Origin of the sequence: Sphaerobacter thermophilus DSM 20745 (genome assembly GCF_000024985.1) — a bacterium.
Lineage (GTDB): Bacteria > Chloroflexota > Chloroflexia > Thermomicrobiales > Thermomicrobiaceae > Sphaerobacter > Sphaerobacter thermophilus.
Map to the genome: position 1 here is coordinate 556,974 of NC_013524.1, position 13,349 is coordinate 570,322.

Sequence of the window (13,349 nt, forward strand, 5' to 3'; positions counted from 1 at the left end):
CCCCGTGCGGACGTCGCGGTAGAGCCCGACCTCACGAAGTCGAGCAGTCCCTGACTGGTGTTACCCGCTTGCCGAGGTGCGACGAACAGGAAACGCCGCCCGGTGATCCCGGGCGGCGGTGTGGGAAGACGCGGCGGTAGCTACACCGCTCAGGTCTGCTCGGCTTCGGCAGCAGCGAGCTGATCGCGAAGCTGCTCGCGGAGTTGCTCGCGCAGCGCCGACTTGAGGAACTTGCCGGTCGAGGTGCGCGGGATCTCGGTGCCGAAGACGATGTAGTCCGGGAGCCACCACTTCGGGAACTGGTCAGCCAGGTGGGCCCGCAGTTCCTCCTCGGTCGCGGTCTGGCCCTCCTTGAGGACCACCACGGCCGCGGGCCGCTCCAGCCACTTCGGGTGCGGCACGGCCACGACAGCCGCCTCGGCCACAGCAGGGTGGGCCATCAGCGCGTTCTCCAGCGCCACCGAGCTAATCCACTCCCCGCCCGACTTGATCACGTCTTTCACCCGGTCGGTGATCTGGACGTAGCCCAGCGGGTCGATGGTCACGATGTCGCCGGTGCGGAACCAGCCGTCCTCGGTGAACTGGGTATCGCCCTCCGGATCGTTGTAGTAGGCGCGAGCGACCCACGGGCCACGGATCTCCAGCTCGCCCATGGTCTTTCCATCCCAGGGAACGAGGCCATGCTCCCCACGGGCGCGGATCTCGATCAGCGGCAGCGGACGGCCCTGCTTGGTCAGGTAGTAGTACTGCTCGTCCATCGGCGCGTCGAGTGCCTGGCTGGGAACGTAGGCCAGCGTCCCGACCGGGGTGGTTTCGGTCATGCCCCAGCCGTGGACGACGTGCAGGTTATGCCGTTCCCGGAAGCCGCGGATCATCCCCTCCGGCGCCGCCTGCCCACCGATGAGCATGGCCCGCATGCTGGAGAGGTCGTAGGCGCCGGGATTGCTGTCGAGCAACTGCAGCAGGCCCAACCAGATGGTCGGTACCCCGGCAGTGACCGTCACGCGCTCGGCCTGGAAGAGCTCAGCCAGGCTAACCGGGTCGAGGTGCGGACCGGGGAAGACCTGCTTGGCGCCGACCATGGTGCAGGTGAAGGGCAGGCCCCAGGCGTTGACATGGAACATCGGCACCACCGGCGTGACCACGTCCGTCTCGCGCAGGCTGATCGCGTCGGGGAAGAGGCAGCCGAAACAGTGCATCACGATTGCGCGGTGGGAGTAGACCACCCCCTTTGGCCGCCCCGTGGTGCCGGAGGTGTAGCACATGGCCGCTGCCTGGTTTTCGTCCAGGTTGGGCTCGCGGTACTCGCTCGGATCGGCCGATGCCAGCAGCTGCTCGTAGCCGATCGTCCCCTCATGCTCATTACCCTCGTTGGAGATGACGACAACGTGCTCGACGTTGAGCTGCGGGCGGATCTTCTGGAACAGCGGGAGCAGCGACTCGTCCACCAGGATGACGCGGTCCTCGGCGTGGTTGGCGACGTAGATCAAGTCCTGCGGGGGTAGCCGGAGGTTGAGGGTATGGAGCACGCCACCGAAGGCCGGGATGCCGAAGTACGCTTCGAGGTGCTGGTAGTGGTTCCAGGCCAGAGTGGCGACCCGATCACCCGGCTGGATGCCGAGCCGCTGCAGCGCCACCGCGAGTTGCTTGGCGCGCCGGATCATGTCGGCGTAGGTGTAGCGGTGGTAGCTCTTATCCGGCAGCCGGGAGACGATCTCCTTATCGCCGTACAGCGCTTCGGCCCGGCGCATGATGGCGGGCAGGACCAGAGGGTAGTTCATCATCAAGCCGTCCACGGTCATCCCTCCTTCTCAAGACCTACCCACGGGGACGAACTCGGGCGCTGCGCTTAGCCCGCGCGCGACGCCGCCGGCTGCGGGTAGCCGCCGGCCGCCAGAACGGCCGCTGCGACCTCACGCTGTACGCCGATGCGGTCGAACGGCTCTCGACGGGTTAGCCGCCGGGCGACCGACAGATACATGCTCAGGTCGTCTCCCTCGGCCACGCGCGGAAGCACGCCCGTCGCGGCTAGCAGCGCTTTGCCCAGCATCGCGTCGAGGTACAGGCGGGCCATGTCGCCCCAGAGAGGCAGCCCGGTCTTCCGGGCGCGAGCCACGCCCGACTCGGCGGCATAGGTGTCGATCAACAGGTCTCCGATGGTGAGCAGCACCTCCTGTTCCTCCTCGATCGCCGTGCCGAACTTCTGAACGGCCAGCCCGGCGATCATCAGCGCCAGCTTTTTGAGATTCGCGACCTGCGCCTCCTCTCGGGCCCACGGACCCTCCGGATCGTCGAAGTCCGGCTCCAGCAATTCCTCCTGGAGCCTTCCCGCCGCCTCCATCAGGGGCAGCTCACCCTTGAGCGCGCGGCGGAAGAGCATCTCGGGGATCAGCAGGCGGTTGATCTCGTTGGTCCCCTCGAAGATGCGCTGCACGCGCGAATCGCGGTAGGCACGCTCGATCGGAAAGTCCTGGAGGAAGCCGTAGCCGCCGTGAATCTGCACGCCCTCGTCGACGGCGTAGTCCATCGTCTCGGTGCCGAGCACCTTCAGGATCGAGCACTCGACGGCGTACTCCTGGATGCCGGCTAGGATGGCGTCGGTGCCGGTCTTGCCGGCGATGGCCTCGTCGATCAGGCCGACGGTGCGGTAGACGGCGCTCTCGGTGACGTAGGTGCGAGTGGCCATCTCGGCCAGCTTCTGCTGAATCGCGCCGAAGGAGGCGATCGGGCGACCGAACTGGCGGCGCTCCTTGGCGTAGGTGGCGGAGAGGGCCAGGGCGTGCTTGGCGGCGCCGACCCCACCCGCACCCAGCTTGTAGCGGCCGAAGTTCAGGATGTTGAAGGCGATGCGGTGCCCCTTGCCGATCTCCCCCAGGACGTTCTCCACCGGGACCTGAGCGTTCTCCAAGATCAACTGGCGGGTAGAGGAGGCCTTGATGCCCATCTTCTTCTCTTCGGGGCCGAGGCTGACGCCGGGGAAGTCGCGCTCGACCAGGAAGGCGGTGAAGTGCTCGCCGTCGACCTTGGCAAAGACGGTGAAGAGGTTGGCGAAGCCGGAGTTGGAGATGAACTGCTTGGTCCCGTTGAGCAGGTAGTGGCGGCCGTCCGCGGAGAGGGTGGCACGGGTCCGGGCACCGAGCGCGTCGGAGCCGGAGCCCGGCTCGCTCAGGGCGTAGGCGGCGATCCACTCACCGCTGGCCAGCTTGGGCAGATACTTCTTCTTCTGCTCCTCCGTGCCCCAGTAGACCAGCGGCAGGGTGCCGATGCCGGTGTGGGCACCGTAGGTCACGGCGAAACCGCCGGTCGGGGCCATCTCCTCGGTGATAACGGCGCCGACGACCTTGGGAAGATCGAGCCCGCCGTACTCCTCCGGAATCTCCGCCCCCAGCGGTCCCAGCTCGCCCAGCTTCTGAATCAGCGGGACGTTCAGCTCCAGTTCACCCTGATCCATGCGGTCGAGCACCGGGAGGACGTCGCGCTCGACGAACGTGCGGGTGATCTCGGCCAGGGTCTTGATGGTGTCGTCGAAGTCTTCCGGGCAATAGATCTCCTGCGGGCTCTCCAGTAGCCATCCGCCGCCGCGCCGCCACAGTGCCGTGTTTTCTGCCATGGCCATGCTCCCTCGTCATACGTCATGCGTCATGCGTCATGCGTCATCCTCCCCTCTCCCCTTGTGGGAGAGGGGCCGGGGGTGAGGGGGACGCATGACGTATGACGTATGACGCACTACCCATACACCTCGAACAACCCGGCGGCGCCCATACCGCCGCCGATGCACATGGTGACCATGCCGATGCCGCCACCCCGGCGGCGCAGTTCGTGGATCAGGCTGGTCGTCAGCTTGGCGCCGGTGGCGCCCAGCGGGTGCCCGAGGGCAATCGCCCCGCCGTTGACGTTCACGATGTCGGTGGGCAGATCCACCTCCTTGATGACCGCCAGCACCTGCGCCGCGAACGCCTCGTTGAACTCGATCAACTGGACGTCCTCGAGGCGCATCCCGGCCCGCGCCAGCACCTTCGGGATCGCCTTGGCCGGCGCGACGCCCATGATGTCGGGGTCGACGCCGGCGAGGGCAAACGTGATGAACCGCGCCAGCGGCTGGATGCCCAGCTCTTCGGCCCGCTCGCGCGCCATGAGGAGCACCGCAGCCGAGCCGTCGGAGTACGGGCTGGCGTTGCCGGCGGTGACGGTCCCACCCACTTTGAAGGCGGGGCGGAGCTTGGCCAGCTTCTCCAGCGAGGTGTCCGGGCGCACCGTCTCGTCGCGGCTGAACTCACAGGTTTCGACCGTCTTCTTGCGGCCGTTCCAGTGATAGCGCTCGACCGGGATCGGCACGATCTCCTCGGAGAAGCAACCGGCCTCCCAGGCCGCCGCGGCGCGCCGGTGGCTCCGCAGCGCCCACTCGTCCTGCTCCTCCCGACTGATCCCCCAGCGGGCGGCGACCCGCTCCGCGGTGAAGCCCATGCCGATGTAGGCCTCGTATAGCTCCGGGTGGATACGAGTGTGGTAGCCGGACATCGGCACCTGGCTCATCATCTCCACCCCGCCGGCCAGCACCACGTCGGCCATCCCGGTCATGATGGCCTGCGCTCCCATGGCGATCGTCTGGAGCCCGGAGGAGCAGAAGCGGTTGATCGTGGCCCCCGGCACGTCGACCGGGAAGCCGGCCCGCAGCAGGGCGTTCCGAGCGACGTTGAGGCCCTGCGACGCTTCGGGCATGGCGCAGCCCCAGAGCACGTCGTCGATGATGGCCGGGTCAACTCCAACCCGCTCGACGGCGGCCCGCATCACGGTCGCCGACAGGTCCACCGGGTGCACGTGGGCGAGCGACCCGTCTGCCTTGCCCCGGCCGATGGGGCTGCGCACCGCGCTGACGATGACTGCCTCGCGCATGATTCCTCCTTGATGTGGTCGACACGCGCGCTGGCGCCCGCACGCGGGCGGCATCAGTTGCGCAGCGGTTTGCCGGTCTTCAGCATGTGGGCGATGCGCTCCTGGGTCTTGCGCGTCCCCAGGAGCTTCAGGAACGCCTCGCGCTCGAGGTCCAGGATGTCCTGCTCGGTCACCTCCCGCGGCGGCCCGTCGCCGCCGCAGAGGACGTAGGCCAGGGCGTTGCCGATCTCGACATCGTGGTCGCTGATCTGCCCGGCCTCACGCATCGACCAGACGGCGTAGCGCAGATTCCCCAGCCCCTCCCGGCCCAGGGCGCGAATCGTCCCCGGCACGGGCGGCACGTAGTCGGGCGCGAGCGCCAGCACCGCGGCCTTGGCGTCCGCGATCAGCCGGTCGCGGTTCATCGTGATCCGGTCGCCCGGCCGGAGGAAGCCCATGCGGCGCGCTTCCAGCGCGCTGGTGCTGGTCTGTGCCATGCCGATCAGCATGAACGCGCGGCGCACCGCCTCGAACGGATCGGCCTCGACGTAGGGGGCCAGCTCCTGCGTAAAGCGGAAGAGCAGCTCCTTCGTGCCACCCCCGGCCGGAATCAGGCCCACCCCGACCTCGACGAGCCCGGTGTACAACTCGGCCGCGGCCTGGACATGGTCAGCGTGGAGCAGGAATTCGGCCCCGCCGCCAAGCGTCAGCCCGTGGGCCGCCACGACGACCGGGAAGGGTGCCGCGCGCAGGCTCATCGTCGCCCGCTGGAACTGGCGCACCGCGAGCTCCAGCTCGTCCCAGCCTCCCTCTCGGGCCAGCATCAGGATCAGCCCGAGGTTGGCCCCGGCCGAGAAGGCACGGGGATCCTCGTTGCCGATCACCAGCCCGGCGTAGCCCTCCTGCTCGACCAGCTTTATCCCGGCGTTGAGCATCCGCAGGATGCCCTCGCCGATGGCGTTCATCTTGGTGTGGAACTCGAGCAGCACCACGCCGTCGCCCAGGTCGATCAGCGAGGCGTCCTTCGAGGACTTCAGGACCTTCCCGGCGTCCTTCAACCCGCTCAGCGCGATCGTGCCCGAAATGCCCGGCACCGGCTGGTAGGTGCCGGAGAAGTCGAGGTAGTGGAGGGTGCCGTCCTCGCGACTGTAGAAGCCGCGTTCGCCCGCTTTCTGGAGCAGTTCCGGCTCGGACAACCCAAGCTCGGCGAAGCCGGCCCGCAGCGCCTCCGCGCCGATCATGTCCATCTGGCGGAACGGCCCGGCATCCCAGCCGAAGCCCCACTCCAGCGCCCGGTCCACCGCGACCAGGTCGTAGGCGACCTCGGGAGCGCGCTCCAGGGTGTAGTGAGCCGTGGTGAAGAAGAGCGTCCGCATGAAGTCGCCGTACTTGTCGGGCAGGGCCAGCACGCCGCGCAGCCGCTCCGGCAGCGGCAGATCCTTGATCTGCCCGATCGCCGGCAGGCGGAACTCCGCCCGCGGGTGGTACTCCCCGGTCTTCCAATCGAGAGTGAAGATGTCGCGTCCCTCGCGCCGGTAGAAGCCGATGCCGGACTTCTCCCCGAGCCGACCCTGCTCAACCAGCGCCTCCACCCAGCCGGGCAGCGAGAAGTCCTCGCCGGTCGCTTCACTGAGCTCGATCGCGACGTGGCGCAGCACATCGAGGCCCGAAAGGTCGGCAGTGCGGAAGGTCGCCGACCGGGGGCGGCCGATCAGCGGTCCGGTCAGGGCATCCACCTCGTCGATGGTGAGGTCAAACCGCTCCATCAGCCGGATCGCCTGGAGCAAGCCGTAGACGCCGATCCGGTTGCCGATGAAGCCGGGAACGTCACGGGCGAGGACCGTTCCCTTCCCCAGGATGCGGGAACCGAACGACTCGATTGCAGCCAGCACCTCAGGGTCCGTCTCGGACGTGGGGATCAGCTCCAGCAGGTGCAGGTAGCGCGGTGGGTTGAAGAAGTGGGTGCCGAGGAAGCGCCGCCGGAAGCGCTCGCTCCGCCCCTCCAGGAGCTGGTGCATCGGGATGCCGGATGTGTTGGAGGTGACGATGGTCGTCTCGGGCAGGACCTGCTCCAGCCGGGCATAGAGCGCTCGCTTCGGCTCGACCTGCTCGATGATCGCCTCGACCACCCAGTCGCAGCTCGCCAGCCGCTCCAGATGGTCCTCGGTGTTGCCGATCTCGATCAGCCGAGCGCGGTCCGGGTCCATGAAGGCCGCCGGGCGCGCCGCGAGCTGGCGTTCTAGCCCGCGCCTGGCCGGGCCGTCGCGGTCATCGTCGCCCGGGAGGTCGAGCAGCACGACCGGCACGCCGGCCGATGCCGCGAGCGCCGCGATGGCGCCGCCCATAGTGCCCGCGCCGACCACGCCCAACTTCCGTATGCGCATGGGGTCCCTCCCTGCTGGGTACGGAGGGGCAGCACGGGCGACGCGGCCCGTGCCGCCGACGTCGTCCCCGCTCTCGTGCGCGAAAGCTCCTCCCCACTCGGTGCCCTGAGCATAGCATGTTTCGCGGGGCGGGCGCGATAGCGTGTCGTCGGGAGACAAGCACCGGGCTGCGGGCCTGACCACCGCTCCTGGATCCGCCAGGATGACTGGACGCAGGTCGGGGCAGGATGGTGTCTACACGCCCCAGAGGACCCCGGTCGGGATTGCGATGACCGCTCGATGTCGAGCGGCCACCGCGGATAAGGCCAAGCGCAGACTCTACCGGAAGCTGTCATCCTGAACGAAGCGAGGGATCTCTCGTTGGAGTAGCCGCACATCCGACAGATCCTTCGCTCCGCTCAGGGTGACAGGATTGGCGAGGTGGACCACTTCCCATTGTGGACGGCACCAGCTTCGCCCAAGCCTGCCGGGGTGCGGAGTCGCCCCGACGCTCACGTCCGAGCACGGAGAGGCATCCTGGAGTGGGATTTGATATCGTGCTCCCGAACCAGCATCGGGCACGACGACAGCCAGGAGTCCCAGCCATGGACAGGAAGGACAGGCCATGCGCACACGCGTGACGGACATCTTCGGCATCCGGTATCCGATCGTGCAGGGCGGGCTGGCGCACCTGGCGTTCGCCGGACTGTGCGCGGCCGTGTCCAATGCCGGCGGACTGGGGCAGATCAGCGCGGCGACCATCCCCGGCGGACCGGACGGACTGCGGGCGGAGATCCGCAAGGTGCGCGAGTTGACCGACCGGCCGTTCGCGGTCAACATCGCCATCAGCGCCCATCGCGACTCGATGTCACTGGTGGAAGCGGCGCTGGCGGAGGATGTCCGCATCATGAGCTTCACCGCCGGCAACCCGGAACCGTACCTGCGCCGCCTGGAGGGGACCGGCGTCAAGACGCTGGTGCTCGTCGCCAGCGTGCGTCAGGCGCAGAAGGTGGAGCAACTAGGCGGCACGGCGGTGATCGCCGTCGGCTACGAAGGCGGCGGCCACCTCGGTCGGGACGATGTCGGCACGATGGTGCTGGTGCCCCGCATCCTAGAGTCGGTGTCGATCCCGGTGCTGGCCAGCGGCGGCATCGGCGACGGCCGCGGGCTGGCAGCGGCGCTGGCGATGGGGGCGGACGGCATCGAGATGGGCACCCGCTTCGTCGCCACTGCCGAGTGCATCGCCCACCCCAACTACAAGCAGGCACTGGTCGACGCGCGCGAGACCGACACCCTCATCATCGAGCGCTCGCTCGGCACCCCCGGACGCGTGCTGGCCGGGCCCGCGGCCGAGCGCATCCTGTCGCTGGAGCAGGAAGGCGCGCGGGACGAACTCATCCGCGCCATCTCCGGCGCCGAGAATCGACGCGCGGCGATCGATGGTGACATGGAAGGCGGGTGGGTCTGGGCCGGCCAGGTAGCCGGGCTGATCCACGACATTCCCACTGTACAGGAATTGCTTGACCGCATGGTTGCCGACGCCGCGCGACGCCTGCGCGCTGCGGCTGCTTCCTGCGCCGCCGTCTGACTTGACACTAAACGCTAGCGCAACTATCCTAGGGCAAGATCAATGACGGTTTTCTGATGCTCTTGATACTGCTCTTGTTCACCAGCGCGACGATGTAAGCGAGCCTTACCCATTACTGACGTGTACCGACACCGAGGAGGCTGGTGATCGTCGAGGCCCATTCATCCTGGTGATGCATCGGTGGCGCATGCCCAGGTCGGCTGCGCCTCGTGGCCCGGCGCCCAGTGATGGGGTGCCCGTGGAAAGGAGGTCCGGCTGACGGAGGACCTCACCGGGCGCGGTTTCCACTCATGTCGCGACTTGGTGGGGTGCCCATGAGTTGAGTGCGACGTTCATAGCTACCGTTCGGGGATGGTAGCGCGGAGTGTTCCGGTAGTGCGGAACCACGTTTCCCGTTGATCTGGTGGACGGACACATGCCCAACTCATCCCACGGCGCAGTGGGCTCGGGGGAGTCGCGTGGGGGACGCGACATCCCGGGCTAGAGCTGGGCATGGTAGAGGAGGAGATCTCATGGAAACAAAATCCCCGCAGCGTTTCTCCCTGGACGAAACACTCCAGGTGGGTGTCAGCCGGCGCACGCTCTTGCGCCGGGCGGCAGCACTCGGTGTGAGCATGCCGGTGGTCGGCGGGCTCCTGGCTGCCTGTGGCGGCGGCGATGACGAGGCCACCACCGCACCGCAGGCCACCCAGGCCGGTGGGGGCGGCGCGACCCCAGGTGCTACCGAAGCTCCCTCGGGTGACAGCACCCCAGCAACGACCCCGTCCAGCGAGGCCGGCGCCTTCGAGTACGAGGAGCCGCAGAACAAGGGCGGGCAGATCATTGAGGGCACCTTTGCTGACGCCAAGACGGTCAACCCGGTGCTCGTTAGCGACACCTCCTCCGGCCGCATCGCCGATCTGATCTTCAACGGGGTTATGACTCCCGACGTCGAGACAACCGAGCCGAAGGGCGAGCTGGCCGAGTCGTGGGAGATCTCGGACGACGGCCTCACTTATACCTTCACGCTCCGCAGTGGCGTCACCTTCCACGACGGCGAACCGCTCACCGCTGAGGACGTCAAGTTCACCTACGACCTGCTGATGAACCCGGCTTCCAACTCGCCGCGCACCGCCGAGCTGACCGAGCGGATCGAATCGATCGAAGTGACCGACGAGTCGACGGTCGTCTTCACGCTGAAGAACCCGACCGCGCCGTTCCTGGTCAGCAACATGGTCTACGGCATCGTGCCGCAGCACATCCTCCAGGATGTCGACCCGGCCCAGTTGGCGCAGCACGAGTTCTCCGTCGGCACCAAGGGCGTCACCATCGGGAGCGGTCCCTTCCAGTTCGAGGAATGGGTCAAGGACGACCACTTGACGCTGGTCAAGTACCCCGGCTACTGGGAGGGTGAGCCGAACATCGACCGCTACATCTATAAGGTCGTCCCCGACCAGACGGTCGCGGTGCAGCAGCTCAAGACCGGTGAGATCGACTTCGGGCCGATCAACGAGGCCAGCTACGAGGAGATGAAGGCCCAGGAGAACGTCAAGGTCTTCGAGTACGACACCTTCAGCTTCACCTTCTACGCCTACCAGCTCGACCCGGAGAAAACGACCCTCTTCCAGGACAAGCGGGTCCGCCAGGCCCTCTTCTACGCGCTCGACCGCGAGGCGATGATCGAGGCGATCCGCTTCGGCCTCGGCGAGGTTGCGCACGGCACCATGCCCTTGATCTCCTGGGCCTACAACCCGGACGGGCTTGAGATCAAGTACGAGTACGATCCGGAGAAGGCCAAGCAGCTCCTGGACGAGGCCGGCTGGGTGCCCGGTCCAGACGGCATCCGCGAGAAGGACGGCCAGCGCCTCGCCTTCAGCGTCTACACCAACGCCGGCAACCAGGTCCGCGAGCAGTACATCACCGTCTTCCAGCAGGCGTGGAAGGAAATCGGGGTCGAGTGCACCCCGAAGACCGAGGAGTGGAACGCATTCCTCGACCGGATCACCGGCAGCAAGGACTTCGAGATGTTCCTGGTCGGCTTCCAGTGGGACGTCGACCCGGATCAGACCACCATGTGGGCCACCGAGGCCTACGAGGGCGGGTTCAACATGAACAAGTACTCGAACCCGCAGGTCGATGAGCTCCTGAAGCAGGGTCTGCTCACGACCGACCAGGAGGAGCGCAAGCGCATCTACACCGAGATGCAGAACATCCTGCAAGATGAGCTGCCGAGCGCGGTGCTCGACTTCCCGAAGGCGATCGCCGGCGTGAACAAGCGGGTCCACAACCTGTGGCCCAACGCCGTCGATACGACCTTCAACGCGCACCAGTGGTGGGTTGACGCATAGGCACGGCTGTGTCCCGGGCGCAGCGGCGCGCCCGGGGTGCCCGTCGCCGGGAGGGCGTCTCCCCGAGTCAGCCTCGGGGAGACGCGCCCACCCCAAACCGGCGTGCGGGCTCCGCCACGAGTTGGGGAGAGCGTCATGGGACAATACGTCGTGCGCCGGGTGCTCCAGATCGTCCCGCTGGTGCTCGGCATCACGATCATCACCTTTGCGCTGGCAAACCTGGTACCCGGGAGCCCAATCTCCGACCTCGAGTTCAACCCGCAGGTGCGGCCCGAGGACCGGGAGCGCATCGCCAAGGCACTCGGCCTCGATCAGCCCTTGCACGTCCGTTATATCCAGTGGCTCTCGCACGTGGCGCGCGGTGATCTCGGCCTGTCGCTGATCACCTACCAGCCGGTCATGAAGACCATCATGGAGAAGCTGCCGAACACGCTGCTTCTCACGGTGACGGCACTGATTCTGTCGCTGCTTATCGCCATCCCGATCGGGGTCTACGGCGCCGTCAGGCGCAACTCTGCCTTCGACCAGGTGACAACCGTGGGGGCGGTGGCCGGCTTCGCCATGCCCACCTTCTGGCTGGGGCTGATGGTGATCCTCATCCTGGTGCGCATGAAGGGCGCAGGATTGCCCACCCTGCCCACCGGCGGGGTCTGCGAGCTGGGGAACTGCACCGTTCTCAGCCGCATCCAGCACCTCATCGCACCCGCCTTCGTCCTCGCATTCGTTCAGACCGCGAGTTGGACCCGCTACATCCGTTCCCAAATGATCGAAGTCCTGCGACAGGACTACATGCGCACCGCCGAGGCCAAGGGGCTCCGTGAGGTCGTCGTCGTCTTCCGACACGGCCTGCGCAACGCGATCTTGCCGCTGGTCACGCTGCTGGCGCTGGATCTCCCGACCCTCTTCAGCGGCTCGGTGATCGTCGAGCAAATCTTCACCTGGAACGGATTGGGTCGGCTGATCCTCGACTCGGTCAATAAGCGCGACTACACTGTCGTCATGGGCGTCACCCTGTTCGTGTCGGTCCTCACGGTGGTTGCGAACCTTCTGGCAGATATTGTGTACGGCGTGCTTGACCCACGCATTCGTTACGATTGACGCAAGACCGGTGGCCGGGCCCGCCGCCGTGCCCGGCCGATACGTTGTCGTGAGAGAGCTTTGGAGTTGAGCGATGGCAGAGGTTCGACCCGAAGGCTTCGCGGAGCGACGCCCAGCGGCTCCGGCCACCAGCCGGGTGGCGGATGATCTCAGCCGCGTCGGCCGTACCAAGCCCCGCAGCAACGCACAACAGGCATGGGCGCGCTTCCGGCGAAACCGCCTGGCCATGGCCTCAATCGTCGTGGTCCTGCTGGTGTTCGCCTTCGGGTTCGGCGCACCGCTTATCTCCCGCTACGTCACGCACGTCGGCTACGACACGCAGTCGCTGCTCGACAAGTTCAAGAAGCCGGGCGAAGACGGCTATATCCTCGGCACGGACAACCTGGGCCGGGACGTCCTCACCCGCCTCGCCTACGGCGCCCGCATGTCGATGATGGTCGCCATTCTGGCCGTCGCCAGCGCGCTCCTCCTCGGCGGCACGCTCGGGTCGCTGGCCGGCTACTACGGTCGGTGGATCGACTCAGTCATCATGCGCTTCGTCGACATCATGCTCTCGATCCCCTCGCTCTTCCTTCTCATCTTCATCAACACGCTCTTCACCGTCGGTGCCACCGCCCTCGCGTTTGTCATCGCCTCAGTGAGCTGGATGGGTCTCGCCCGGCTGATCCGCGGCGAGATTATGTCCATCAAGCGCCGCGACTACGTCGAAGCGGCGCGCGTGCTCGGCGCTCCAGACAGCCGGATCATCACCCGGCACATCCTGCCGAACGTGACGCCGATCGTCATCGTCTGGGCAACGCTGGCCCTGCCGGCCTTCATCCTGGTCGAAGCTGCCCTCAGCTTCCTCGGCCTCGGCGTGCAGGTGCCCGTCCCGAGCCTGGGCAATATGCTCAGCGACGCCATCACCTACATCTCCCACTCCTGGTCGCTGATCTTCATCCCCGGCTTCGTCATCTACATCACGGTGCTGGCGATCAACCTGTTCGGCAACGGCCTGCGCGACGCGCTCGACCCGCGCCTGGGCGAGAACTAGCGCATCCCCTACGCGCCGCCGGCCGCGGTACCGGACTCGTATGCCCTGCTGACCAGGGCAGGAAAGGT

At 67.0% G+C, this 13,349-nt stretch carries 8 protein-coding genes; 4 read left to right on the forward strand and 4 right to left on the reverse strand.

Going from position 1 to position 13,349, the window contains the following annotated elements:
• Positions 1 to 149: 149 nt before the first annotated feature.
• The 4 genes from STHE_RS14635 to STHE_RS14650 form a co-directional block, all read right to left on the reverse strand.
• The gene (locus tag STHE_RS14635) at positions 150 to 1,802 is read right to left on the reverse strand and encodes a long-chain fatty acid--CoA ligase (protein WP_012873363.1); all 1,653 of its coding nucleotides are present in this window, start codon (positions 1,800 to 1,802) and stop codon (positions 150 to 152) included.
• A gap of 47 nt (positions 1,803 to 1,849) precedes the next feature.
• Positions 1,850 to 3,610 carry an acyl-CoA dehydrogenase family protein gene (locus STHE_RS14640; RefSeq protein ID WP_012873364.1) on the reverse strand — a complete coding sequence of 587 codons (1,761 nt, stop codon included), beginning with the start codon at positions 3,608 to 3,610 and terminating at the stop codon, positions 1,850 to 1,852.
• Positions 3,611 to 3,726: 116 nt separating this feature from the next.
• On the reverse strand, positions 3,727 to 4,893 hold the full coding sequence (locus STHE_RS14645) for a thiolase family protein (RefSeq protein ID WP_012873365.1): 1,167 nt from the start codon (positions 4,891 to 4,893) through the stop codon (positions 3,727 to 3,729).
• A 53-nt stretch (positions 4,894 to 4,946) separates the two neighbouring features.
• The gene (locus STHE_RS14650; RefSeq protein ID WP_012873366.1) at positions 4,947 to 7,256 is read right to left on the reverse strand and encodes a 3-hydroxyacyl-CoA dehydrogenase/enoyl-CoA hydratase family protein; all 2,310 of its coding nucleotides are present in this window, start codon (positions 7,254 to 7,256) and stop codon (positions 4,947 to 4,949) included.
• A 604-nt stretch (positions 7,257 to 7,860) separates the two neighbouring features.
• Here STHE_RS14650 and STHE_RS14655 point away from each other — a divergent pair.
• The 4 genes from STHE_RS14655 (at position 7,861) to STHE_RS14670 (ending at position 13,281) form a co-directional block, all read left to right on the forward strand.
• Complete coding sequence (locus STHE_RS14655) at positions 7,861 to 8,823, forward strand: NAD(P)H-dependent flavin oxidoreductase (protein WP_012873367.1); 963 nt, start codon at positions 7,861 to 7,863, stop codon at positions 8,821 to 8,823.
• A 512-nt stretch (positions 8,824 to 9,335) separates the two neighbouring features.
• Positions 9,336 to 11,150 (forward strand): peptide-binding protein, encoded by a 1,815-nt coding sequence (locus tag STHE_RS14660; RefSeq protein ID WP_012873368.1) that lies wholly within the window; start codon positions 9,336 to 9,338, stop codon positions 11,148 to 11,150.
• A gap of 135 nt (positions 11,151 to 11,285) precedes the next feature.
• Positions 11,286 to 12,248: an ABC transporter permease gene (locus STHE_RS14665; protein ID WP_012873369.1), complete on the forward strand. Its 963-nt coding sequence runs from the start codon at positions 11,286 to 11,288 to the stop codon at positions 12,246 to 12,248.
• A 73-nt stretch (positions 12,249 to 12,321) separates the two neighbouring features.
• A complete protein-coding gene (locus STHE_RS14670; protein WP_012873370.1) occupies positions 12,322 to 13,281 on the forward strand; it encodes an ABC transporter permease in 960 nt (319 codons plus the stop codon).
• Positions 13,282 to 13,349: the final 68 nt, after the last annotated feature.

Coding starts and splice junctions, on each gene's coding strand:
- STHE_RS14635 (WP_012873363.1), bottom strand. CDS start 1,802: ATGACCGTGGACGGCTTGATGATGAACTACCCTCTGGTCCTGCCCGCC.
- STHE_RS14640 (WP_012873364.1), bottom strand. CDS start 3,610: ATGGCAGAAAACACGGCACTGTGGCGGCGCGGCGGCGGATGGCTACTG.
- STHE_RS14645 (WP_012873365.1), bottom strand. CDS start 4,893: ATGCGCGAGGCAGTCATCGTCAGCGCGGTGCGCAGCCCCATCGGCCGG.
- STHE_RS14650 (WP_012873366.1), bottom strand. CDS start 7,256: ATGCGCATACGGAAGTTGGGCGTGGTCGGCGCGGGCACTATGGGCGGC.
- STHE_RS14655 (WP_012873367.1), top strand. CDS start 7,861: ATGCGCACACGCGTGACGGACATCTTCGGCATCCGGTATCCGATCGTG.
- STHE_RS14660 (WP_012873368.1), top strand. CDS start 9,336: ATGGAAACAAAATCCCCGCAGCGTTTCTCCCTGGACGAAACACTCCAG.
- STHE_RS14665 (WP_012873369.1), top strand. CDS start 11,286: ATGGGACAATACGTCGTGCGCCGGGTGCTCCAGATCGTCCCGCTGGTG.
- STHE_RS14670 (WP_012873370.1), top strand. CDS start 12,322: ATGGCAGAGGTTCGACCCGAAGGCTTCGCGGAGCGACGCCCAGCGGCT.